Genomic DNA, 23,329 nt, shown 5'->3' with positions numbered 1-23,329 from the left:
GCCTCGAAGGGTTTGCTTGGATAGTCAGGTACAGTCAGGTCAGATCCAGTTGAGGGCCTTCTCCAGCGCAGCGCGCGCCTGGGTGTGGACCTCCTCGCCGAACCGGGCGAGATGAAGAACATTGTCGGACGGCTGGTCGATGTGCTGGGCCGCGCGCGGCTGATACACCTCGAAAGTTACGACCGGGTCGCTCACCTCGTCGCGCTTGAGCGCAACATCCTGCGGCGCTCCACCCTCGATCCGGTCGCTGGTCTTGGCGATCCGGTCGCCGCCAGCGTCCGGCCTGGCCGAGACCGCCGGGCCATCGCGGAAAAGAACCGTTTCGTTCGGACGAATGCTGGTTTCGCCGAGCTTCTGGCCAGCCTCGTCCAGAAGCGCAATCACGTAACCGTCGTTTCCGGCGTGCGAAATGGATCCGATACGGACGGACTGGCTGACAGGCTGCGTCATCGTCGCAGCGGGCGCCTCGCGGCGATCCGCGCGGAACGATTCCGCGATGGCCAGCGGAGCAGTAAACAGTACAGCCCCGGTCAACACAGTGGCGACGACGATGGTGTCGTTGTTGCGCTTCATCCTACGGTACTCCAAGCTCTCGACGGTCGTTTACGTCAAGGATGCTTTCCTCTTGGGGCTGACAACGCACCGGTTGTCGAACCGTTCCTTGAGAGATGGGGGGCAGTCGGGGGGAATCCAGCCGCAATCGCAAAAACGTGACGTACGTCACAAAAGCAAAAGGCCCGGAAAACCGGGGCTTTGCGGCTTCGTCTGGCGGATGACCGAAACCGGTGCGAGAAAGATAAAATTATCTGGAGTTCGTGTCGGGCGGGCGAGGGTTCCGTCCCGACAAGGCGCTTCGACCGCTCAGTAGGGCCTGTCGGGCCCGTGCTCGTAAAGCACGACCTTTTCGGCCTTGGGAGACTTGTCGCGGGCTGCGACCGGCCGCCGTGTCTTCAAGCGTTCTCCGAGCAGGGCGACAACGAGCCCCAAGACCGCCAGCGCTATTCCCTCGACAGGAATACGGGCGGCAGGCGCGTCGACGCCGGCGGTCTGACCCCACCAGTGCGTGATCAGATCATTCAGAATGAACGTTATGCCGACGAACAGGCAGGCTACGCCGGCGGCTACGACAAGGCGCATCGCAATCTCCCTACTTGCATGCGTCGTCCCCGCCGACCTTGATAGCCGGTCATCTCGCGCACACAAGCCTTGTCGCTGCCAAACGAAGTGGAATTTACTCCATTTTGGCGGCAATATTATTGTTCCCAATTATCTCATGGGCTGACAACGAATCCAATACGCGCGTCCCCAGCGTGTTGGTGCGCGCTACAAGTTTTGCTGTGATCTATTTGAAATCGCGGCGAGACGAGGTCATGCGGGGCGCGTGCGACGTCGCTCGATCCGTGTGTCCGAGCGCTGAAGCCAAAGGAACGCAAAGCCGATTATCGGGAGAAACACATCCGTCCAGAAGATGATGCCGGCGTTGCCGGGCGCAAAGTTGTGAGCCGTGATCATCTGGTAGGTGTGACCGCCGGCGGCGCCCCACAGGAAGAACGCGGGACCGGTGATCGCCGCGATCCGCAATCCCCGATCGCCGAAGAAAGCCAGCAGACCGACAATGGCGAAGCCGAGCGATGCAAATCCCACCTCCGCCTGGAATGGGCTCTGCGCCCAGCCGATGAACCGGGCAGCCGTATCCCCGAAAACGACGTGCATGACGGCATTGTAGAAGAAGGACACGAAGATGGAGAACAGCAGGAAGTAGGCAAACAGCTTCTCGATCACCACCGACCGGGTCACCTCGGGCGCCCGTGAAATGGCGATGGCCGAGGCGATCAGCCCCAGCACCAGACACGTGAGCGTGAAATTCGAGATAAGGAAGATGATGGTTGCCTGCATGGACGGTCCCCCCGTTCCGGATGTGTTGGCGCCCGAATTCTAGCGCAGATTTCAGGTGCGCGGTCGTGAATTTGGCGGTGCATCGGGGCACGTCGGCAGCAGGTGCGCATGGGAGCGTCCCACACGGGGATGTTGCGTCGCAGCATCGATAACCGTAAACCCGGTCCATCGTTCTCCGGCGAAGGCAGCGTTGCGCGGCGCCGCATCGGAGACCCCTTCATCCGATGGTCTCCCCCAGCGCTCCGTAGCGGCAGGGCGGCGGCCCATCCGCTCGGAATGCCATGACCTCTTTTCATGCCTATCGCGCCGACTGGGTCGGCAACGTGCGCGGCGACGTCCTCTCCGGTATCGTCGTTGCGCTCGCCCTCATCCCCGAGGCCATCGCCTTTTCCATCATTGCCGGCGTCGATCCGCAGGTGGGCCTCTACGCCTCCTTCTCCATCGCGGTGATCACGGCGATCGTCGGCGGGCGCCCGGGCATGATCTCCGCGGCAACGGCCGCGACAGCGGTTCTGATGGTCACGCTGGTGCGCGATCACGGCCTGCAATATCTCTTCGCCACCACGATCCTCGCCGGTGTGCTGCAGGTGGCGGCCGGGGTGCTGCGGCTCGGCAACGTGATGCGGTTCGTGTCGCGATCGGTGATGACGGGCTTCGTCAACGCATTGGCGATCCTGATTTTCATCGCTCAGCTGCCGGAACTGATCGGCGTGCCGTCGCTCACCTACGTGATGGTGGCGGTCGGCCTGGCGATCATCTACCTGTTCCCGCGCCTGACCACGGCGATCCCGTCGCCGCTGATCTGCATCCTGGTGCTGACCGCCGTGTCCATCGGCTTCGGCTTCGATCTGCGGACGGTGGGCGACATGGGCGAACTGCCGTCCACGCTGCCGATCTTCCTCTTGCCGCAGGTGCCGCTGACGCTCGAGACGCTCCTGATCATCCTGCCCTACGCGGCTGCGATCGCAGCGGTGGGCTTGCTGGAATCGCTGATGACGGCGGCCATCGTCGACGAGCTCACCGACACGCCGAGCGACAAGAACCGCGAGTGCGTGGGCCAGGGTGTCGCCAATTTCTGCACCGGCTTCATCGGCGGCATGGCGGGCTGCGCGATGATCGGCCAGTCGATGATCAACGTGAAGTCCGGCGGCCGGGGGCGGCTGTCCACCTTCGTGGCGGGCGTGTTCCTGCTGTTCCTGATCGTCGTGCTCGGCGAATGGGTGAAGCAGATTCCGATGGCGGCGCTGGTTGCCGTCATGATCATGGTGTCGATCGGCACCTTCTCCTGGTCGTCCATCAAGAATCTGCGCTCGCACCCGCGCTCGTCGTCCATCGTCATGCTGTCGACGGTGGCCTGCGTTGTGCTGACCCACAATCTCGCCATTGGCGTGCTTGTGGGCGTGCTTCTCTCCGGCATCTTCTTCGCCTGGAAGATCGCGCAGTTCCTGCGGGTGACCTCCACGCTCAGCGACGACGGCGCGCACCGCACCTATGTGGTGGAGGGCCAGGTGTTCTTCGCCTCGGCCGATGAGTTCGCTGCCGCCTTCGACTTCAAGGAGGCGCTGGAAAAGGTGACCATCGACGTCAGCCGGGCGCACATCTGGGACATCTCCAGCGTCGCGGCCCTCGACATGATCGTCCTGAAGTTCCGCCGGGACGGCGCCGATGTGGAGATCGTGGGCCTGAATGCGGCCAGCGAGACCATCGTCGACCGGCTCGCGGTGCACGACAAGCCCGGCGCGATGGACAGCGTGATGGGGCATTAGAGCGAAGCCAGGAAAAGTGCTCTTGCGGTTTTCCGTCCGGCTTCGCGATGTTGGAGCCGACGAAGCCAGGAAAAGTGCACTTGCGGTTTTCCGTCCGGCTTCGCGGGACAGGAAGCCGATACCAGCAAAAGCGGGAACCGGCCTGTCCGGTGGCTTTGCCAGAACCGGTTGCAATGTCCAAACTGCCGGGAAGGCATTCGGGACAGAGATGCCGCGAGACGCGGTGGGGAGTGAACGATGACGAAGCTCGTGGCACTGGTCGACGGGTCGATCTACTCGCAGAGCGTCTGCGACCATGTCGCCTGGATCGCCGGGCGTACGGGGGGCTCGGTTGAGGTCCTGCACGTTCTGGGCCGGCGGGAGACCTCGAGTGCCCCGCAGGACCTGTCCGGCTCGATCTCGCTGGGTGCGCGCACGGCGCTGCTTGAGGAGCTGTCCGCCCTCGACGAGCAGCGCGCCAAGCTCTCCCAGAAGCGTGGCCGGGCCATTCTGGAAGATGCCAAGGCGCTGCTGGAAAAGGCCGGCGTAGCGGCCGTCACCGCCAAGCTGCGCATCGGCGACATCGTGGAGACGGTGGCGGAGAGCGAGGGCGACGCGGACCTGATCGTCATCGGCAAGCGCGGGGAGGCCGCGGATTTCGCGGCCTCGCATCTTGGCTCCAACCTGGAACGGATCGTGCGCTCGAGCGCCAAGCCGGTCTTCGTCGCCTCGCGCGCCTTCACGCCGATCGAGCGTTTCCTGGTCGCCTACGACGGTGGCGTCTCCAGCATGAAGGCGGTGGACCACATCGCGCGGTCTCAGCTGTTCGCCGGGCTGGAATGCCGCTTGCTGATGGTCGGCCACGACACCACCGACAACCGCCGCCAGGTGGAGGGCGCGAAGGCGCTTCTGGAAGGCGCGGGCTACACGGTCTCCGCCGACGTTGTGCCGGGCCAGCCCGATACGGTGATCTCCGAGATCGTGCGCGACGAGAAGATCGGCCTGCTCGTCATGGGCGCCTATGGCCACTCGCGCATCCGAAACCTCGTCATCGGCTCGACGACCACCGAAATGGTGCGCTCCTGCAAGATCCCGGTGATGCTGTTCCGCTGACCGGCCGGGCTCAGGCCGGCGCGGACAGGCAGCTCTCGAACAGTCGCGTCAGGGCATCGGGATCGATGTCAGACCCGATGGCGACGATGCGGGAGGCCGGCACGTCCTCGCTCCGTGGCCCGATGTCGGTGATCTCGGTGCGCCGCCCGACGGCCTGCAGCGCGTATCGCCGGTCGGGTGCATCGGCGACGTGGATAATGCCCTTGCAGCGATAGACCGCGGCCGGCAGCTGGCTGCGAACCGCTTCTTCCAGCGCCGCGAGCGAGAAGGGCCGCTCGCTCTCGTAGCTCCAGGTCTCGAACATCCGGCCGCCATCCGCATGATGGTGATGCGCATGGTCGTTGGTCGGTGCGTCGCTCGGCAATTGCGAGACCACCGACACGGGATCGAAGCGGCCGACTGCCAGCAGGATCTCCAGCGGCACATCGCCGTGGCAGGCCTCGACGATGCGAATGCGCTGCAGATAGGCGCCGATCCACTCGTGGATGACCGCGATATGGTCCGGCCCGACGAGGTCCACCTTGTTGAGGACGACCATGTCGGCGAAGGCGATCTGGCGCATCTTGAGCGTGTTCAGTTCCACGTCGTCGCCATGGGCGAACACCGCCTCCGCGTCGACGAGGCAGGTGACGCTGTCGAGCCGCAAGAGCTTCTCGTAGCGCTTGTCGAGAAAGGTCATGACGATCCCGGCGGGATCCGACACGCCGCTCGCCTCCACCAGCACGTAGTCGACCGCATCGGCGCGGGTGAGCAGGTCCTCCATCGAGAGGACCAGATCGTCGCGGATCTCGCAGCACACGCAGCCGTTGGTCAGGCTGATCGTGTTCTCCTCGACGGAATCGACCAGCGCCGCGTCGATGTTGATGGCGCCAAAATCGTTGACCAGCACGCCGACGCGCAGGCCGTGATCGCCGGACAGGATCCGGTTGAGAAGGGTCGTCTTGCCGGCGCCGAGGAACCCGGTGAGCAGCGTGACGGGAACGGGACCGCGGCCCGGGACCGCGATCGGCCCGGTGCGCGGTGCCGGTGCGAGGATGGCCGCCGGGTCCGGGCGCGACGCGCCCCGGTCCGGCGAGCCGGGCGGAACGCCGCCCGTCTGTTGGCCCGCCACCTAGTCGTCGACCTTGATGCCGCGCGCGGCCAGCATCTCGCGCGGGTTCAGCGTCACGCCCGGCCAGGTCTGCACCGGCTTCCGATAGACGTCCGGCGGGTAGTATTTGTGCGGGTCGATCTCGAGGTCGCGGACGAACTGCTCCTGCTGCTCCTCGCGGGGCAGGCGCGGCGTCGGCAGCGAGATGGTTTCCGGAAGCGCCTCACCCGGCTTGAGGAACCAGCGCGGGTCCATGGCGGCCGGCGCAGCCCCTTTCGGCAGGTTCGCCTCGCGCGACCAGATCGCGTCCTTGGACACGTTGACGACCTGGACGTCCGGACCGCCGAACATGAACAGTCCGTCCCAGTTGGCGCGCACCTCGGCCACCGATTCCGCCTCCAGCGCCTCGCCGGCATATTCGTAGTGGCAGATGGCGGCCATGCGCGGCTGGGTCTGCTTGAAGAGGTAGCCGGCCGCGTAATACATCGTGTGGAAGATATCGATCGTGTATTCCCAGAGTTCGGCGGGTGCGCCGAGCTTCATGGCGGAGAGTTTCGGCACGTCGATGGTGCCTTCCGACACGAAAACGTCGGCGCCCTTGCCGTATTTCGCCGACAACTCGTCCGGGCGTCCGTCACCGGTGAAGACGAAAGACAGGCCCGCGTCCTCCCAGTCGAGCCGGTAGGCGACGGCGCCGTCCTTCACGTGCGAGCGCGGCCAGGAGCGGACTTTCACGCCGTCCTGGTCGTAGACGATGCCGTTCTCCTGCTTCCAGTCGAACTCGGTGACGTCGATCTCGAACCCGTCGCCGATCGGGCAGGCGTTGAAGTTCTCCTCGTGCCAGCGGTTCATCTCGCGCATGTGCTTGACCATGTGCTTGATGCCGAGCTCCGGCGTGCGGCCCGAGGGACCATAGACCCGCAGCGGGGTGAAGCCGCCGGAGAAGGCCCGGAACGGATACATGTAGGGCAGGTCGGCGTAGTGGTCGGCGTGCAGGTGGGTAAGGAAGATGTCGTTGATCAGCGGCGCCGGCACCTGCATGGCGATGGCGTTGCGGATGCTGCCGTTGCCCATGTCGAAGAAGAAGCGCCGAGGCTGGTCCTCGCCGGTGCCGAGCTCCACCAGGATCGAGGTTCCGGACTGGAGCTGCGTCGGCGGCCACGGCGTGGAGCCCAGGAACGAGATGCGCATCTCGTTCTTCGGCAGCGTCTCCGTGCCGGGCATGTAGAAGTTGTTGTTCTTGATGGCCGGCCACGGCTTGAAATAGTCGGGCAGGCTGATGCCGCCGCCAGGGCTCGGGCCGTAGGGGTTGGTCACCGCGGGCTCCGTCGCGGCGCTCGCGGACGTGGCGGTCGTCTCCGCAGCCGAAGCGCCGGTCGCGGACACACCGAGCGCGGCCGCACCGGCGGCGCCGACCTTCATGAAATCGCGGCGGCTGTGCGCGCCGGTCCCGGACGCCTCCGGCGAGGCCCCTGCCGTGTTGTTTTCATCGGACATTCATGTTCCCCCCATCTGACGTGACCGGTAACCGCGAACATGTCGGTCATGCATGCGGCCGATTGGGTCGCGGTGCCGAGCTTGTCGACGGCCGTATTGGCTGCCCCCCTTGGCAGATGCGGAGCATAGTATCTGGCCGTCAGGCAAATGGAAGGCGAACAAAATTACAATCCGGAGAGGTGTATCAAAGATTGCAGGCCGGCATAGCCGTTGTGATTTGTCATTTTGTGGCCTGTCCGGGGCAGATTTTACCTAAGTCGGGACCCTGAAATTCGAAGGTCGGGCAGGCGTCATGTGCGAAAGGGCGCAATTCGGTGACAACGGCTTGCGTGGGCTGCGGTTGAAAATGTTTGGGTGCTTGGCGTGGCTGTATGAATGCACAGTGGGCCGTCAACGGGCAGCGGTCGCCGTGTCGAGGAAGTCGATGGCACGCCTGAGAGCCTGCGCCGTAGCCGCCGCGTCGAAGACGAGGGTGCTCGGAACCGCGCGGGCCTGCTGGTCGAAGCCGTGGGTGACGCCGGCGAAGCTCTCGATCTCCACCGACCGGCCCATCTCCTCGAGCGTTGCCGCCACCGCACGACAGTCCGCCGCCGGGGCGATCATGTCGTCGTCGGCCAATACGAACAGGACGGGCGCGTCGTGCGTCCAGCCGTCGTCGGCGGCGCGATTGGTGGGGCCGCACCAGGGGTAGACCAAAACGACGGCCTTCACGGCGGCGAGTGGCGGATCGTCGTCGACGCCCGGCGCCCGGGTGAGGTTGAGCGGCAGCCGGTCGCGGCTTTCGAGGGCAAGCAGGTCCATGATCGACCAGCCACCGTGCGACATGCCGATCAGCGCCATCCGGTCCGGGTCGACGAAGGGCATCGCCCGAGCGTCCGCCAGTGAGACGAGCACGTCGCCGGCCCGCTCCGCACCGGTGAGAATCTGGCCGATGCAGACCAGCCGCCAGGCTTCCAGGTCGTCGAAGCCGCGCGGCGCATGGCTGTCGACGATCACCGCCGCCCAGCCGTCTGCCACGAGAGCCTCGGCCCAGCGCACCATGTTGTCGTGAGGTCCGTCGCACCCGGAGAAGAGGAGGGCGGTCGGAAACGGCCCGTCACCCTCTGGCCGCATCACCCGGTAGTCGGGCGAAAGCAAGTCCGAAAGCGCTTCCGGGTTTACCCGCTTCACGGTCCAGCCGCGATAGTTGCCGACCGTGTTGAAGACCACGCCGGCGACGAGGAGCACCGCCACCACGGCGCCGGCGATGACCCAGCGCTTCAGCCGGCGCCGGCGCTGCGCCCTGTCAGCGGTCATAGCGGGCCTTCAGGCGGGCGATGTCGGCGTCACTCACGTCAGGCGCCGTCACGGCCACCCAGGCATCGATGTAGCTCTGCGGCGAATACTGATGGCCATGGCCGAGCGGCACGTCGTTGGAGAGCGCCATGTCGGCGGCCACCTGCAATGCCGTGACCACCGGAACCCAGCGCATCATCGGCGATACATCGGGTCCGCGCGGCGCCTTCATCCAGTCCGGCACGCGCCACAGCATGTCGGTGGAGAAGAACACGATCGGGTCGCTGGCGTGCTGCAGATAGACGATGCGCAAGGGGCCCCAGGGCGTGTCCGGCTGCGGGATCTCCGGCTCGATCATGAAACGGATCAGCGAGCTGTCCTCGAAGACCGGCAGCCACTCCGGCGTGCCCTCGTTACGCTCCGCCGTGGCCCATGTGTGGATGGGGCTGGGGAAGGGCGGACCGCTCCACAGGGCGCCCTGCAACGGGTCGCCGATGATCTCGTGCAGACGGAGCGAGCGCTCGGAGCTGAGCGCGCCGAGGCTCAGTCCCTGGAGGTAGAGGTCCGGACGGTCGTCGGCAGGCAGCGTTGTCCAGTGATCGTAGACGGCGCGCAGGAGCTGGCGGGCGGTGTCCGCGCCATAGCCGGGCTCGAAGATCAGTGAAAACGGGCTCTGAAGGTAGGAGTACTGGACCGCCACGGTCGCCACGTTGCCGCGATGGAGATATTCCAGCGTCTCGATCGCCGCCTGGTCCATGAAGCCGGTGCCGGTGGGGATGGCAACGGCGATCACCTCTCGATCGAAGGCGCCGACCCGGAGCATCTCCTGAAGCGCCAGGTCTGCGCGGGCCTGTGCATCGTCGGCGGCGTTGAGGCCGACATAGATGCGCAGCGGTTGCGTCGCCTCGCCGCCCCAGAACTCGGCGATGGCAGGCTGCAGGGGCAGGCGGTCGACGAAGCGGCGTCCGTCGCGGCCGAGATTTTCCCAGCGGACCAGCGAGGCGGCGCTGCCCGTCTTCCAGTCGGCGGCCGGCTCGGCCGTATCCGGTTCAATCAGGCCATCGAGCTCGGCGAAGGAGGCGTCCAGGACCGTCAGGGTGTAGCGAACCAGCACGCCATCGATCAGCATCGCGAAGAGCGAAAGCGCCACGACGAGGGCCGTGAGGACGGCGACCCGCTCCGGCACGAAAGGCCGTGTCCGGCGCAGGACGAACCGTGCCAGGAGCCGAAACAGCCAGGCCACCAAGAACAGCAGCGCCGCCATGGCGATGGCGAGCGCAAGCACCTTGAAGGAGTGCGCGGTCTCCAGTTTCGGCATGTCCATCAGGACGCGGATGGAATCCTGCCAGTGCCGCGCCCGGAACAGCGAGAAGACGGCCGCCGCAAGGCCGATCGCGACCACGCCGATGGCAACGGTTCGCCCGCCGTGCCGGCGCAGGCCCAGCCAGCCCCACAACCCGACCAGCGCCACCGCGATGCCGTAGCCGATCGCGAAGGAGGCGCCGCCGAGCAGCCCCTGCATGAGGGCGTTGCGGGGAATCAGCGATGGCGTCAGAGACGCCGCGAACAGGAGCAGACCGAGGCAGACGCCGCTCGGCGACACCAGGCCGGCAAGCCGGGCGGCACGGCTTGGAGGGCCGCCGCCGGCCGGTGGAGTGGTCGCGGTTGCCCCCAGCGCCCCGTTCGCCATTGCCGCATCCTTTCTCTCGTCGCAGGAAACCAGTAGAGGTTCGCGCGGTCGCCGAAGGAGTGGCCGGCGCGCCCGCGCGACCGTGGTAGCGCGTTTCATGGGTCCGGGGGAATGATCGATGAATGCCGTGATGGAATGGTTCGCGCCGACGACCGTGATGGGGCGGGCCGTGATCGGGATCGGCTTCGTGCTGGTCGTTTTCGCGATCGTGTTCGCGCTGTCGGCGCTGGTGCTGGGGCTCAGGCGCGCGGCGCTGGCCTGGGTGGTGCTGTTCGCCGCCGGCGCGGTGGCGCTGGTGGCCTGGCCGGTCGGCACGTCGGGGTTGGGCTCGTCCCCTGACCCCACCACCACCTACGAGGAGGCGAGGGCGCGCTTCGACGCCATGAAGGCCAACCCGCCGCAGCCGCTCAACCCGCTCTGCGAGCCGCAGCTCCTCGATCACGGCGAGCGCACCGACAGTGTCGTCGTGCTGGTCCACGGGGTGTCGAGCTGCCCGCAGGCCTTCGTCGATTTCGCGCCGATCCTGCACCAGCGCGGCCACACGGTCCTGGTGCTGCGGATGCCGGAAAACGGCTTTGCCGATCGGGCAACCGATGCGCTGCGCTTCATGACGGCCGACAATCTCGCCCGCTTCGGCGACGAGGCCGTCGACATGGCCACCGGCTTCGGCGAGGAGGTGACCTTCGTCGGCATCTCCGCCGGTGGCACCATTGCCGGCTGGGTGGCGCAGAACCGCGCCGACGTGGACCGTTCGGTGCTGTTGGCACCCTTCTTCGGACTGCACGGGTTCGGGCCGGGGCTCAACCGCGTGCTGATGCGCGCGATGCTGCTGATGCCCAACATGTCGATCTGGAAGGATCCGGTGGCGCGCGAGAACGCCGAAGACGTGATGCCGCACGCCTACAAGCGCCAGTCGACCCGGGCCACAGGCGAGATCATGCGCCTCGGCTACGGCACCTGGCGGCAGGCGAAGGAGGCAAAGGCGGCGGCCGGGGAGGTCGTCGTGGTCACCAACGAGGCGGACACGGCGGTTTCAAACTCCACCACCGACGCCATTGCGGACACATGGGACGAGGCGGGCGTGCCGCTGGTCTCCTACGTGTTCGATGCCAGCCACGGCCTTGGCCACGAGCTGATCGACCCGCTGGAGCCGGGTGCGGACCCGGATCTCACATATCCGATCATCCTGGACCTGATCGAGACCGGCAAGCCGCCGGCGAACTGAGCGACCGCCGGCGGGCGTCCCTTGGGGCGCCGGTCGGTCGCGCAGGCTCAGTCGAGGAGTTCGCCGTCGCAGACCGCGGGGTCGTCGTCGGGCGTGCAGCCGTCCTGGTTCTCCGCGCTCTCCATCTCGTCCATCATCCGCTCCTCGCCGTCGGGACCCGAGGTCGCCGCGCCGGATTCGGCTGCCTCTTCGGCGATGGAGGGAAGGCCCTGCGACTGCTCCTGCTGGTTGATGAGGGCCGGATCGACGGGAGCCTCCTTCGCGGCGTCCTGAGCGCCGGCGGCGGCGCACGACAAGGCAAGGGTCGTAGTTACGAGGGCGAGGGTGCGGAACATCGGGCGTCCTGTGATCTGGGGAGGGTCGGTCGGCTTTTCCTTGCCTAGTACGGCCGTCGCGTCTGCGTCGAGCCTTTTGACACGCACAACGGCAGGGCTGCGAAAACGCCAATGCGACTTTGGGGCGATTTTACCAGAAATGTCACAGCCTTAGGGATTCCGGCCTCCGGTGGGGGATGGATAAGCCGTTCGGTTGGCTGCGCTCAGCATCCAGAGTGACACGACCGAGGTGGCGCATTCGACGCTGTGCCTTGCCAGCGCCACCCTGGGCGTCGCCGATGACAGCCAGTTCGGCTTGGGCCTCTCCGACAACGCGGTCACCGGACGGCTGACGCTGAGGGTCTGAGGGCAAGCCGCAAGCGCCGCTTCCGGGTCCGCCCGGCGGATGCAGGCCAGGCGTGCCGCGCCGCGAACCGGCGGGTGTCAGAGGCCCTTGATGATGAGGGTCGCGGTGGAGGGGTTGCAGGCCAGCGGCAGATCGTAGACCGTCGCCAGCCGCGTCAGCGCCTTCACGTCGACATCGTGAGGCAGGGCGGACAGCGGATCAATGAAGAAGATCAGCGCTGCCAGCACCTCCTCCGCGATCAGGGCACCCACCTGCTGGTCGCCACCGAGCGGGCCGCTCTTCAGGCAGGTGATGTGGAGGCTCGGCACGGCCTCGGCGATGGTGCGCCCGGTGGTGCCGGTGGCGACGATCTTCCAGCCGACGAGCTGCGCCTCGCAGGCCCGCGCCCAGTCGACCATCTCCGCTTTCTTTCCGTCGTGCGCGATCAGCGCGATCGTCCCGCGTCGCTCCGGCTCGGTCATGGTCGTCTCCTGGCGCGTCGCGCGAAAAACTCAGTCTCGGGGCGTCCGGGGGCCCGGATCAGTCCGGATGCCGGGCCCGCAACTCGGCGACAGCATCGCACGAGAGCGGGCACGGTTTCATGTCACGCGTCAGGAGTGTGAGACGGGCCGAGGCCTCAAGCTCCTCGGTCGCGTAGACCGCGCTGGCAAGGTCGCGCCCGGCCACCACCGGCCCGTGGTTGGCGAGAAGGATGGCGCTGCGGGTGCCCTCCAGCGCCTCGACAGCCCGGCCCATCGCGTCGTCGCCCGGCCGGAAGTAGGGCAGCAGCTTCACCCGGCCGAGCTGCATGATGGCGTAGGGCGTGAGCGGCGGCAGCACGTCGTCGGGATCGGTGTCCGGCAGCATGGAGAGCGCCACCGAATAGGTCGAATGAAGATGGACGACGGCACCGGCCCGCTCGTGCCGGGTGCGATAGAGAGCGCTGTGCAGCGGCAGCTCCTTCGTCGGCTTCGGACCGCTGACGAAGGCGAGGGAGGCGTCGAGCTTCGACAGGCGCGCCGGGTCGAGGAAGCCGAAGGAGGAGCCGGTTGGCGTGATGAGCACCGAGCCGTCCGACAGCCGGGCGGAGATGTTGCCGGTGGAACCGTGCGTCAGGCCGCGCGCGTAGAGGGACTGAGCGAAGCGGCAGATATCCTCGCGCAGTGTCGCTTCCTCGCTCATGCGTGCGAGCCTCCCAGGATATGTGCGGCCTTCTCGAAGAAATCGGGGCCGCCGAAATTGCCGGACTTGAGCGCCAGCGCCAGCGGCCGGCCCTCGGCCATCATCGCGGGCACGCCGGGATCGATTTCCGGCCCGATCCGCATGGAGGCGATGGCGAGGCCGGAGACGATGGCCCCCGAGGTCTCGCCTCCGGCGCAGACGAGCCGCGTCAGACCGGCTTTCACCAGCGCCCGGGCGGTGTCCGCCATCAGCCGTTCGATCGTGCCGGCGAGCGTGTCGGCGCCATGTGCCGCCTGGGCCCGGGCGACGGCCTCCGGGTCCGCGGAGGAGTAGATCAGCGGCAGGCCGGTCTGCGCCAGGGCCCAGCCCGCGAGCTCGTCGGCGGTGACGGTGCCGGCCATGATCTCATCTGGCGACAGCGCACGGGCCGGTAGGCCGACTTCGATGTGGCGCTCGACCTGGCCCCGCGTTGCCCTGGACACCGAGCCCGCCAGAGCCGCGGCGGGGCCGTCCATCCCGGTCCAGGCTGGCGTCGTGTCGGCGAGAAGGCCTTCGTCGGCGAAGTTCGCCGGCAAACCCAGCGCTACCCCGGATCCGCCGGTCAGAAGCCGGGCGGTGCGGGCGGCGCGGCCGATGGTGGCGAGGTCCTCGTCATGGATGGCGTCCACCACGACAAGCCGGCGGCCGGCCCGGGCTTCGTCTGCAAGGGCCGCGGCAATGGCATCCGGGCCGGCGCGGACGATCGCATGCGCGACATGGCCGGCGGGGCTCCGCGACTGGCTGGTCAGCACCCGGCGGATGTCCGCGTCGCGCATGGGTGTCAGCGGATGGGTTTCCATGCCGGATTCCGACAGGAGCCTGTCGCCGACGAACAGGTGGCCCTGGTAGACGGTGCGTCCGGCGGTGGGGAAGGCGGGGCAGACGACGACGCTCTCCGCCCCCAGCGCATCGGCCAGGGCTTCCGCCACCGGTCCGATGTTGCCGCGCTCGGTGGAATCAAAGGTGGAGCAGATCTTGAAGACGATCTGCCGGCAGCCTTGCGCCATCAGCCAGTCGAGTGCCGCAAGCGACTGGCGCACGGCCTCGTCGGCGGGGATGGTGCGCGACTTGAGCGCCACCACGCCGGCCTCGACGTCGGCGGAGGCGGAACCCGCCGGCACTCCGGAATACTGGATGGTCCGCATCCCGCCCTTGGCGAGCGTATTGGCAAGATCCGACGAGCCGGTGAAGTCGTCGCCGATGCATCCCAGAAGCATGAGGCCTACTCCGCTGCGAACGAGGGAAGCGGGCGCAGCGGCTCCGCGTCGAGCCGGTGCAGCGCGACTCCGGACGGATCGTCCCTGACCAGGGGAAACAGCGCGCGAACCAGCGGGTCGTGCCCCGGAATGACCAGCTCGCGCCGGTCCGCGAAGCCGCGAAGCCGTTCGAAGCCTGAGAGCATCGCCTCGACATCGACGACGATCGGAAACAGCTTTCCGGTCAGGAAGTTCTCGTAGTAGTGCGACGTGTCGGAGGCGAGGACCAGCGGGCCGCGTGCGGTCATGACGCGGACCGCCTGAAGCCCGCGCGAGTGGCCGCCGACGGCCAGGACCTCGACGCCCGGTGCCACCGCCGCATCGCCTTCGTGAAACACCACCCGGCCCGAGTAGACGTGGCGCACCATCTGGCAGACATGGTCGGCCGTGAACGGCATGCGCAGCGTGCCGTGGCACATGCAGGGGCCGGTGGCGTAGGCCATCTCTGCGGACTGGAGGTGGAAGGTGGCCGCGGGAAACCGGTCGAGCGCACCGGCATGGTCGTAATGGAGGTGGGTGAGGATGACGGTCTCGATCCGGTCGGGATCGAAGCCGGCAAGCCGCAGCGCCGACGGGGGATCCATCAGGATCGGCCGGTTGCGGCGGCGGGCCTCGTCGGTGTCGTAGCCGGTGTCCACAACGATGGTCCGGCGGTCGCTGCGCAGCACCCAGAGAAAATAGTCCATCGCATGGGGCGCGGCGTGGTCGTCGTCGAACAGGAAGGAGTCCGCGCGGGTGCGTGCGTTGCGCTCGGCGTACTTGAGGGCGTGGACCTCGTAGACCTCACTCATGGTCGGCCGGTCCGGTCGCGAACGCGGTGTGGCGGCCGTCCATGGGATAGCGCGGGTCGTTGTGGCCGGGGGGCGAGGAATGGCCGGCGGGACAGAGACCGCTCAGCATCTCCTCGTCGGCGGACGTGTAGGCCGTGTCGTAGGCCTCAAGATAGCCGACGAGCTGCTCGTGCGTGCGCGGGCCCACCAGTGCGGCGTGGACGGCGTCGTTGGCGAGCACCCAGTTGAGGGCGAGGGCGGAGGGCGTCCGGCCGGTCTCCGTGGCGTAGTCGGTGACCTGGTTTGCGAGCTCCAGGGTCGCCGGGAAGAACTCCGTCTCGATCATGCGCTTGTCGCCGAGGGCCGCGCGGGAATCGGCCGGGGTGCCGTCCCGGTACTTGCCGGTGAGCACGCCGCGTGCCAGCGCGGAATAGGAGACGACGCCGATGCCGAAATGACGGCAGGCGGGCAGGTAGTCCGCCTCGATGCGCCGGTTCAGGAGATGGTAGTAGGGCTGGGCGACGCGGGGCCGGGCCACCCCGAGCTCGTCGGCGAGCCGGACCATCTCGGCGATCTTCCAGGGGCGGAAGTTGGAAAAGCCCCAGGCGCCGATGAGCCCTTCGCGCTCCAGCGCTCCCACGGCCGCGACCGTCTCCTCCAGCGGCACCGTCGGGTCTTCCAGGTGCAGATAGTAGAGGTCGATGCGCTCGGTCTGCAGGCGCTTCAGCGAATGCTCTGCAGCCCGCCGGATGCGGTCGCCGGCGAGCCCGCTGCTGCCGTCGGTGTCCGGCGTCGGGTTGCCGACCTTCGTGGCCAGTACTACGTCCCGGCGCCTGTCTTGCAGAAGCCGGCCCAGCATCCGCTCCGATTCGCCGCCCGCATAGCTGTCGGCGGTGTCGACGAAGTTGCCGCCCGTCGCGAAGTAGGTCTCCAGGATGCGGCCGGCCTCGTCATCGTCGGTGCGTGCGCCGAACGTCATCGTGCCGAGGCACAGGCGAGCCACCGGGCGGTGACCGGCGAACGGGGCGACATGCTTGAGGCGGGTCATAGGCGGCTATCCCAGGTTTGCACGGTCTTGGCGCTAAGGAGCGGCGCGACCGTCGCGTCGAACGCGTGGAAGTGATCGGAGGCCAGATGCGCGTCGAAGGCGGCGCGATCATCGTAGACCTCGTAGAGAAACACCTCATTGGCGTTTTCGCCATCGCACCACACGTCGAAGACGAGACAGCCGGGCTCCTTGAGGCTTTCCTCCGCCTGGATGAGGACGTGGCGAATGAATGACTCGCGCGCGTCCGGTTCGAACCGGAAGGTCACGGCAACACAGTAGGTCATGAGGGGCTCCCGGGCTGGTCGGAGGCGCCGGCGTCTGAAATTCCGCGTGCGACCAGGCGCTTCATGGCGCGGCGGACAGGCGGCACCTGGGAGAGGATGAGAAGGACGTTGAGAAAGAGGAGGATGCCGGCGCCGGGACGGGTGACGAAGACCGACAGGTCGCCGTCGGACACCAGCATCGCACGGCGGAAGCTCTCGTCGAACAGGCCGCCCAGAATGACGCCGATGACCAGCGGGGCGATCGGGTATTCCATCCGGATGAGAGCGTAGGAGAACAGGCCGACGATGACCATGATGAAGAGGTCGTTGATGCCGCCACCGACCGAGAACGACCCGATCGTGGTCAGGACGAGAACCACGGGCAGGAAGATCGTCTGCGGCACCTTCAGGACCGAGATGAAGACCCGGGCCATGAACAGGCCGAGGGCGAAGGTTGCCAGGGAGGCGAGCACCAGGATCGCGACGATGCGTACGATCAGGTCCGGGTCGATGGTCGGGCCCGGCGTGACGTTGTTGATCATCAGCGCGCCGAGCAGGGCCGCTGCCGGCGGCGATCCGGGAATGCCGAGCACCAGCAGCGGAATGAGCGCGCCGCCGATGCAGGCGTTGTTGGCGGTTTCCGCCGAAAGAAGCCCCTGCAGGGACCCGCGGCCGAACTTCTCGGGTTCCTTGGAAAAGCTCTTGCCAACGCCGTAGGAGACCCAGCCGGCGACGTCCTCGCCGACGCCGGGCAGGGCGCCGATGCCAACGCCCAGCGAGCCCGAGCGCGCGATCGTCGGCATGTTGCGCGAGATGGTGCGCCAGTGCGGAACGATGCGGCCCACCTGGGGCGGGCGTCCGGAGACCGGGCCGGTGCGCAGCCCCGTCATGATCTGCGGGATGGCGAATGCCCCCATCAGCACGGGAACCACCAGGAAGCCGCTCAGGAGATAGGACCAGCCGAACGTGTAGCGGTGTTCAGAGAGGATCGGGTCGAGGCCGACCATGGCCATCGCCAAACCGATCAGTCCGGCGATCCAGCCTTTCACCACCAGGTCGGAGCTCATCAGCGTGCCGGAGACGAGGATGCCGAAAAGGGCCAGCAGCGCCTTCTCCGGCGAGGCGATGTTCTGGGCGACGGCCAGCAGAACCCAGACAAAGATCAGCAGACAGAATGTGCCGATCAGGGTGCCGATGACGGACGACGTGGTGGTCAGGCCGAGCGCCTCGCCACCGCGACCCTGACGGGTCAGCGGGTAGCCGTCGAGGGCGGATGCGGCCGAGGCAGCCGTGCCCGGAATGTTGAGCAGGATGGAAGGGTAGGAACCGCCGTAGATGGCGCCGACATAGGCGCCGATGAGGGCGATCAGCGACTGCTCGACCGGAAACTTGTTGCCGAAGAAGCCGGTCAGGATGGTGACCGCGAGGGTCGCCGTCAGACCGGGCAGGGCACCGAAGACGATGCCGAGCGCCACCGAGCCGAACAGATAGAGATAGGTGACCGGGTCGAGCGCGAGGGCCGACATCTGGGTGAGGAAGACCGCGAACTGCTGGACGACGAAATCGATCATGGTCAGCGCCCCTTGCCGGCGAGCCAGGGCTTCACGGTGACGTAGTAGTGGTACTCGACCTGCTTGAAGAGGAGCCCGGTCCGGTTCGGCACGTTCTGGCGGAAGCCGAAGGCCATGGCGATCACGAGGAGGAACGGCACCAGGACGGACAGGACGGGTGCTATCGCGATGGCCTTGTCGAGGCGGCCGTGGCAGAGCCGCGTCTCGACCAGGGCCACGACGGCGAGGATCACGAAGGCCGCTAGCGTGATCCAGTCATCGTCTTGCGGGGTGTTCCATTCGGAGCGCGGGAAATGCATTGCCAGCGCATAGAGAGCGGGGATGGCCACCGCCACAACCGCGATGGCCGTGGCGCGCGCCCGCGTCTCGTGGAAGCCATAGATGAGCGCCTGGAGCACCAGCGCGCTGGCAATGGTGAAGTCCACCCTCGGAACCAGCGCGAAGATGTAGAAGAGCATGATGGCAGCCACCGCACACAGGCGGGCAAAACCGCCGGTCTCGGCGTCGGCGGTGACGGCACGGCGGAGCCACGGTGCACCGCCCTGGCGGATCGCGGTCACGAGCAGGCCGAGCGACAGGACCAGGATGGTCGCGAAGATGGCATAGGGGACGATGGCCGCGGAATTGTACCAGCGGCCGGACTCAACGCCTGCCGCGTTGGCGCGGAAGAACGGAATCTCAGATGTCTTCCAGAGGAAGAAGAGGCTCAGTCCCGCCAGAAGAAGTGCGGTCCAGAAGTCCTGCCGACGCAAGGCCGCACGATCGTGCATGACGCTACTCCGGGAACGGAAAAGGCAGTCCGGCCGGGCGCGGGACGCCCGGCCGGCCACAACATGAGCGAGCGGTTACGGCTTGGGAATGCCGAGCTTCGCCGGATCGACGGACGCGGCTCCGAGTTCGTGGAGCGTCCAGGCGAAGTTGCTTTCGAGGTTGGCGAACACGGCGCTCGCCTCGTCGCCCGCCAGGCCGGACAGGTCATAGTAGTTGTCCTTGGCCCAGCTCTGCACGGCGTCCGCCTGCATCGCCTTCTTGAAGGCTTCCGTCAGCGTCTTCTTGGCGTCGTCCGGCGCATCGGCCAGCACGGCGAAGCCGATCGCCTGCTTCAGCGGCAGGTACTTGTCCAGGCCCGGATAGGCGGCGAAAGCCGAGGGGATCTCGGTGCCGTCGATGGTGGCGGCATCCGGGGTCAGCATGGCCAGAGGACGGATCTTGCCGCCCTTGATCAGGCCCTGCTGCTCGGCAAGCGAGGTCACGATCACCTGAACTTCGCCGGCAACGGCGGCTTCCTGAGCCGGGCCGGAGCCGCCATAGGGCACGAACTTGAAGGTGGCGCCGGTGCCGTCTTCCAGTGCCAGCAGGTTGAGGTGATGGATCGAGCCTGAGCCCGAAGCAGCGGCCGGAATGGTGCCCGGCTTGGCTTTGGCGGCGTCGATCAGCTCTTCTAGCGTCTTGTAAGGCGCGTCCGCGGAAACCGAGATCAGGTCCGGCGAGCCGCCAACGATGAACGGGTACCAGGCGTCGAAGGTCTTGTCCCAGCCGCCCTGGACGGAGGCGGTGACATTGGACTCGGAAATGCCGGCGAGCGTGTAGCCGTCGGCAGGCTGGTTGAGCACGTAGACCATGCCGTTGGAACCGGCGACGCCGCCGGTCTGGTTGGTCACGGAGATGGAGACGGGGAGTTCCTTCTCCATCTCCGCCATGATCATGCGGTTGATGGAGTCCGTTCCGCCGCCGGCACCCCAGACGACGACGTCCGTGATGTCACGGTACGGATATTCCTGAGCGGCCGCGGGCGCGGCGACGAGGAGAGTGGCGGCGGCAGCCGCGACGAAGGCAGTCCTACAACGTGTCATTCCCGATTTCCTCCCATCAGGCTGCCCCGAACTTGCGTCGAGTGCGGGGCTGATCCAAAATTGGGTATGCATTAACGTATACATTGTCAACGCCATTGTTTTGGGCTACCAGCACAAGAGTTGGACGGGGGCGGCCGATCGGGCGGCTCGCGGCCGCGCAAGGGAGAGGACGCAATGGCAGAGGCTTCCACGATCCGGGTCGCAACCATCGGGGCCGGCTACTTCTCGGCCTTCCATGTTGCGGGCTGGATCGAGAACCCGGATGCCCGGTTCGAGGCGTTGTGCGATCTGGACGCGGCCAAGGCCGAAACGCTGCTGGCCGGGCTGAAGCCTGCCGCCGAAGGCGTGCGAGTCTTCACCGATGCCGGCGCGATGCTGCGCGAGGTTCAGCCCGATATACTCGACATTGCATCGCCACCCGCGACCCATGCCGAGCTGATCCAATTGGCCCTGTCGCACGGCGTGAAGACGATCGTCTGCCAGAAACCCTTCTGCGGAACGGCTGCAGAGGCGCGCCGCGCGACCGCGCTTGCCGCGGAGGCGGGTGCACTGGTGGTGGTCCACGAGAATTTCCGGTTCCAGCCCTGGTACCGGGTCATCCGCGACGAGATCGCCTCCGGCCGGATCGGAGAGCTCTACCAGGTGAGCTTCCGGCTGAGGCCGGGGGACGGGCAGGGGGCCGATGCCTACCTGTCGCGCCAGCCCTACTTCCAGAAGATGCCGCGCTTCCTCGTGCATGAGACGGCGGTCCACTGGATCGACACGTTTCGCTTCCTATTCGGGGAGCCCGAGGCGGTCTGGGCGGACCTGAGGCGGCTCAACGCCCATATCGCGGGCGAGGACAGCGGCCTGATCGTGTTCCGCTACGGCGACGGGCGCCGGGCGCTGTTCGATGGCAACCGGCTCGTCGACCATCCGGCCGACAACACGCGGCTGACCATGGGCGAGTGCCTCGTTGAGGGCAGCGCGGGCGTGCTGACGCTCGATGGCTACGGCGCGGTTCGCTTCAGGGCCCGGGGTTCGACGGAATGGCAAGGGATCCCGGTCGATATCCGGCAGGGAGAGTTCGGTGGGGGCTGCGTCTTCGCGCTGGAGAAGCACGTCACCGATCATCTCCTGCACGGCACGCCGATCGAAAACGATGCCCCGTCCTATCTGCGCAACCAGCGCATCGAGGAGGCCGTCTATTCCTCTGCCGAAACGGGATGCACCGTAACGCTGGAGCCCGATGCGCCATGATCGAAACCAGGCTCAGGTCCATGCTCGACGAGGGGGCGGAGAAGCGCCCCTCCCAGACCCGCAAGGCGACCGTTCTGCTGCGCGAGATGGTGATTTCCAACAAGCTCCTGCCCGGGTCGATGCATCTGGAGAGCGAACTGGCGGAGCTTCTGGCCATGTCGCGCACCCCGGTGCGGGAGGCGGCCATTATCCTGGAAGGCCAGGGGCTGGTGGAGGTCATCCCGCGGCGGGGCATCAAGATCGTGCCGCTGTCGGTCGCGGACATGGAGGAGATCTATTCCATCCTGACCGAGCTGGAATCGCTGGCCGCCTACGATGTTGCCCGAAAGGGACCGGAGGCGGACGATATCGCCGAGCTGCGCAGCCACACCGACGACATGGACGCGGCTCTGAAGGACGATGATCGGGCCGCCTGGGCCGAGGCCGACCACGCGTTCCACAGCAAGCTCGTGGCGATGACCGGCAACCGGCGCCTGATATCCATCGTCGCGACCTACTCAGACCAGGTCCACCGGGCCCGGCTTCTCACGCTTCACATGCGGCCGAAGCCCTACAAGTCCAACGCCGATCATAGGGCGTTGGTGGATGCGATCGCTGCGGGCGAAGCGGACCGCGCCCGGGAAATCCATCGCGACCACCGTGTCGCGGCCAAGAACCTGATGATCGGCCTCATCGCCACCCACGGACTAAGCGCGCTCTGAGGCGTCCTTCCATCCCAACGATAAATGAGGAAACAAGCCCCGTGACCACGGCCAAGGCGCAGGTCGCCGTAATTGAAGGCGACGGAATCGGCATCGACGTTACCCGCGCAACGCTCGCCGTCGTGGAGGCTGCCCGCGGCATCGTCGGCGGCTTCGACCTGGACCTCGTACCCATCTCGGCCGGCGCGTCCTATTACGCGGAGACCGGGGCCGACATCCAGCCGGGGGGCGAGGAAGCCGCGGGCGAGGCGGACGCCATCTTCCTGGGCGCCATCGGGCTGCCGCACATCCGCTGGCCGGACGGCACGGAGATCTCGCCGCATCTCAGGCTGCGCGACCGGTTTGGCCTCTATGCCGGGGTACGCCCCGTTAAGGCATATGCCAACGCACCGAAGCGCCTGGCCGACCCGCGCGCCGCCGGGATCGATCTGGTGATCCTGCGGGAATCCACCGAGGGCCTGTTCTACTCCGCCGCCGTGCACAAGCGGGCGGAAGTGGTTGGAGACAGCGCGGTCTTCGAGACCCTGCGCATCTCTCGCGACGTGACCGAGCGTCTGCACCGGTTCGGTTTCCGGCTGGCGGAAAAGCGCAAGCGGCGCGGCTCGCCGGGCCGCATCACCTGCGTCGACAAGGCCAACGTGTTCACGTCGATGGCCTTCTTCCGGAAGATCTTCGATGAGGTCGCAGCCGAGTTTGCCGACATCGAGACCGGCTACAACTATGTCGACGCCCAGGCGCTTGAGCTGATCCGCCGGCCGTGGGAGTTCGACATCCTCGTGATGGAGAACATGTTCGGCGACATCCTCTCCGATCTCGCCGCGGCGCTGGTTGGCGGAATGGGCATGGCCTCGTGCGGCGAGATCGGCGATGAGCTCGGCCTGTTCCAGCCCGCTCACGGAAGTGCGCCTGATATCGCCGGCCAGGACAAGGCGAACCCTTGCGCCGCGATCCTGTCCGGTGCCCTGATGCTCGACTACCTGGCCGACCGCACCGGGGGCGAGGCCTTCGCGACGGGCGCGTTGCTGATCGAGGAGGCGGTTGCCCGGGGTTTCGAGGAAAACCGACTTCGCCCGATGGAATTCGGCGGGGACATGGGCACCGAGGCCGTGACGCGAACGATCGTCGATCTCGTCGGCGAACGGGAGACGCGGGCCCGGTTCTGACCGGTACCGCCCGGACCGGCGCCAGCGGTTCCCAGGACAAGTAACCCGGAACC

General features: G+C 66.9%; 24 protein-coding genes. 7 read left to right on the top strand and 17 right to left on the bottom strand.

What is annotated here, in order from left to right; all coding sequences use genetic code 11:
- Window positions 1-39: 39 nt before the first annotated feature.
- The 3 genes from C507_RS0103555 to C507_RS0103545 all read right to left on the bottom strand — a co-directional run bounded on the left by C507_RS0103555 (window position 40) and on the right by C507_RS0103545 (window position 1,896).
- The gene (locus C507_RS0103555) at window positions 40-573 is read right to left on the bottom strand and encodes a hypothetical protein (RefSeq protein WP_018698283.1); all 534 of its coding nucleotides are present in this window, start codon (window positions 571-573) and stop codon (window positions 40-42) included.
- Window positions 574-861: 288 nt separating this feature from the next.
- The gene (locus tag C507_RS0103550) at window positions 862-1,137 is read right to left on the bottom strand and encodes a hypothetical protein (protein ID WP_018698282.1); all 276 of its coding nucleotides are present in this window, start codon (window positions 1,135-1,137) and stop codon (window positions 862-864) included.
- Between the two features lie 231 nt (window positions 1,138-1,368).
- A complete protein-coding gene (locus C507_RS0103545) occupies window positions 1,369-1,896 on the bottom strand; it encodes a DUF6790 family protein (protein WP_018698281.1) in 528 nt (175 codons plus the stop codon).
- A 281-nt stretch (window positions 1,897-2,177) separates the two neighbouring features.
- On the opposite strand from C507_RS0103545, the gene C507_RS0103540 reads away from it, so the two are divergent.
- On the top strand, window positions 2,178-3,662 hold the full coding sequence (locus tag C507_RS0103540; RefSeq protein WP_018698280.1) for a SulP family inorganic anion transporter: 1,485 nt from the start codon (window positions 2,178-2,180) through the stop codon (window positions 3,660-3,662).
- A gap of 237 nt (window positions 3,663-3,899) precedes the next feature.
- Complete coding sequence (locus C507_RS0103535; protein WP_018698279.1) at window positions 3,900-4,754, top strand: universal stress protein; 855 nt, start codon at window positions 3,900-3,902, stop codon at window positions 4,752-4,754.
- 10 nt (window positions 4,755-4,764) lie between these two features.
- On the opposite strand, the gene C507_RS0103530 is transcribed toward C507_RS0103535, so the two are convergent.
- From C507_RS0103530 to C507_RS20245, 4 genes are all read right to left on the bottom strand, one after another.
- Window positions 4,765-5,865, bottom strand: coding sequence for a CobW family GTP-binding protein (locus C507_RS0103530; RefSeq protein WP_018698278.1), 1,101 nt, complete (start codon window positions 5,863-5,865; stop codon window positions 4,765-4,767).
- Window positions 5,866-7,341, bottom strand: coding sequence for a guanitoxin biosynthesis MBL fold metallo-hydrolase GntH (gntH, locus tag C507_RS0103525; protein ID WP_018698277.1), 1,476 nt, complete (start codon window positions 7,339-7,341; stop codon window positions 5,866-5,868).
- A gap of 390 nt (window positions 7,342-7,731) precedes the next feature.
- Window positions 7,732-8,637, bottom strand: a complete 906-nt coding sequence (locus tag C507_RS0103520) for a dienelactone hydrolase family protein (protein ID WP_018698276.1) — start codon at window positions 8,635-8,637, stop codon at window positions 7,732-7,734.
- A complete protein-coding gene (locus tag C507_RS20245; RefSeq protein WP_018698275.1) occupies window positions 8,627-10,306 on the bottom strand; it encodes an alpha/beta hydrolase in 1,680 nt (559 codons plus the stop codon). The genes C507_RS0103520 and C507_RS20245 overlap by 11 nt, the downstream gene beginning before the upstream one ends.
- Window positions 10,307-10,424: 118 nt before the next feature.
- Between C507_RS20245 and C507_RS0103510 the strand changes: the two genes are divergently transcribed.
- On the top strand, window positions 10,425-11,531 hold the full coding sequence (locus C507_RS0103510) for an alpha/beta hydrolase (RefSeq protein ID WP_018698274.1): 1,107 nt from the start codon (window positions 10,425-10,427) through the stop codon (window positions 11,529-11,531).
- Window positions 11,532-11,578: 47 nt separating this feature from the next.
- Here C507_RS0103510 and C507_RS0103505 read toward each other — a convergent pair whose 3' ends face one another.
- Window positions 11,579-11,866 carry a hypothetical protein gene (locus C507_RS0103505; protein ID WP_018698273.1) on the bottom strand — a complete coding sequence of 96 codons (288 nt, stop codon included), beginning with the start codon at window positions 11,864-11,866 and terminating at the stop codon, window positions 11,579-11,581.
- Between the two features lie 193 nt (window positions 11,867-12,059).
- Between C507_RS0103505 and C507_RS22975 the strand changes: the two genes are divergently transcribed.
- Complete coding sequence (locus C507_RS22975; RefSeq protein ID WP_018698272.1) at window positions 12,060-12,212, top strand: hypothetical protein; 153 nt, start codon at window positions 12,060-12,062, stop codon at window positions 12,210-12,212.
- Between the two features lie 77 nt (window positions 12,213-12,289).
- Here C507_RS22975 and C507_RS0103495 read toward each other — a convergent pair whose 3' ends face one another.
- The 9 genes from C507_RS0103495 to C507_RS0103455 form a co-directional block, all read right to left on the bottom strand.
- Entirely contained in the window at window positions 12,290-12,673 is a 384-nt protein-coding gene (locus tag C507_RS0103495) for a methylglyoxal synthase (protein ID WP_018698271.1), read from the bottom strand.
- Window positions 12,674-12,731: 58 nt separating this feature from the next.
- Window positions 12,732-13,373, bottom strand: a complete 642-nt coding sequence (gene otnC, locus C507_RS0103490) for a 3-oxo-tetronate 4-phosphate decarboxylase (RefSeq protein ID WP_018698270.1) — start codon at window positions 13,371-13,373, stop codon at window positions 12,732-12,734.
- Complete coding sequence (gene otnK, locus C507_RS0103485) at window positions 13,370-14,629, bottom strand: 3-oxo-tetronate kinase (RefSeq protein ID WP_018698269.1); 1,260 nt, start codon at window positions 14,627-14,629, stop codon at window positions 13,370-13,372. Before otnK ends, otnC begins: the two co-directional genes overlap by 4 nt.
- Before the next feature lie 5 nt (window positions 14,630-14,634).
- Complete coding sequence (locus C507_RS0103480) at window positions 14,635-15,459, bottom strand: N-acyl homoserine lactonase family protein (RefSeq protein ID WP_018698268.1); 825 nt, start codon at window positions 15,457-15,459, stop codon at window positions 14,635-14,637.
- Window positions 15,452-16,486: an aldo/keto reductase gene (locus C507_RS0103475; protein WP_018698267.1), complete on the bottom strand. Its 1,035-nt coding sequence runs from the start codon at window positions 16,484-16,486 to the stop codon at window positions 15,452-15,454. Before C507_RS0103475 ends, C507_RS0103480 begins: the two co-directional genes overlap by 8 nt.
- Entirely contained in the window at window positions 16,483-16,770 is a 288-nt protein-coding gene (locus tag C507_RS0103470; RefSeq protein ID WP_018698266.1) for a putative quinol monooxygenase, read from the bottom strand. Before C507_RS0103470 ends, C507_RS0103475 begins: the two co-directional genes overlap by 4 nt.
- Window positions 16,767-18,320, bottom strand: coding sequence for a tripartite tricarboxylate transporter permease (locus tag C507_RS0103465; protein ID WP_018698265.1), 1,554 nt, complete (start codon window positions 18,318-18,320; stop codon window positions 16,767-16,769). The genes C507_RS0103470 and C507_RS0103465 overlap by 4 nt, the downstream gene beginning before the upstream one ends.
- Before the next feature lie 2 nt (window positions 18,321-18,322).
- Window positions 18,323-19,090 carry a hypothetical protein gene (locus tag C507_RS0103460; RefSeq protein WP_018698264.1) on the bottom strand — a complete coding sequence of 256 codons (768 nt, stop codon included), beginning with the start codon at window positions 19,088-19,090 and terminating at the stop codon, window positions 18,323-18,325.
- Between the two features lie 75 nt (window positions 19,091-19,165).
- The gene (locus C507_RS0103455) at window positions 19,166-20,173 is read right to left on the bottom strand and encodes a tripartite tricarboxylate transporter substrate binding protein (protein WP_018698263.1); all 1,008 of its coding nucleotides are present in this window, start codon (window positions 20,171-20,173) and stop codon (window positions 19,166-19,168) included.
- 174 nt (window positions 20,174-20,347) lie between these two features.
- On the opposite strand from C507_RS0103455, the gene C507_RS0103450 reads away from it, so the two are divergent.
- From C507_RS0103450 to C507_RS0103440, 3 genes are read left to right on the top strand one after another with little or no spacing between them, the layout of a single operon-like run.
- On the top strand, window positions 20,348-21,412 hold the full coding sequence (locus tag C507_RS0103450) for a Gfo/Idh/MocA family protein (protein WP_018698262.1): 1,065 nt from the start codon (window positions 20,348-20,350) through the stop codon (window positions 21,410-21,412).
- The gene (locus C507_RS0103445; protein ID WP_018698261.1) at window positions 21,409-22,113 is read left to right on the top strand and encodes a GntR family transcriptional regulator; all 705 of its coding nucleotides are present in this window, start codon (window positions 21,409-21,411) and stop codon (window positions 22,111-22,113) included. Before C507_RS0103450 ends, C507_RS0103445 begins: the two co-directional genes overlap by 4 nt.
- A 41-nt stretch (window positions 22,114-22,154) precedes the next feature.
- On the top strand, window positions 22,155-23,276 hold the full coding sequence (locus C507_RS0103440; RefSeq protein ID WP_018698260.1) for an isocitrate/isopropylmalate dehydrogenase family protein: 1,122 nt from the start codon (window positions 22,155-22,157) through the stop codon (window positions 23,274-23,276).
- Window positions 23,277-23,329: the final 53 nt, after the last annotated feature.

Source organism: Amorphus coralli DSM 19760, assembly GCF_000374525.1.
In the GTDB taxonomy this organism is placed as follows: Bacteria; Pseudomonadota; Alphaproteobacteria; order Rhizobiales; family Amorphaceae; genus Amorphus; species Amorphus coralli.
Note: the sequence above shows the minus strand (reverse complement) of the source record. Positions and strands in the feature narration are given on the sequence as shown.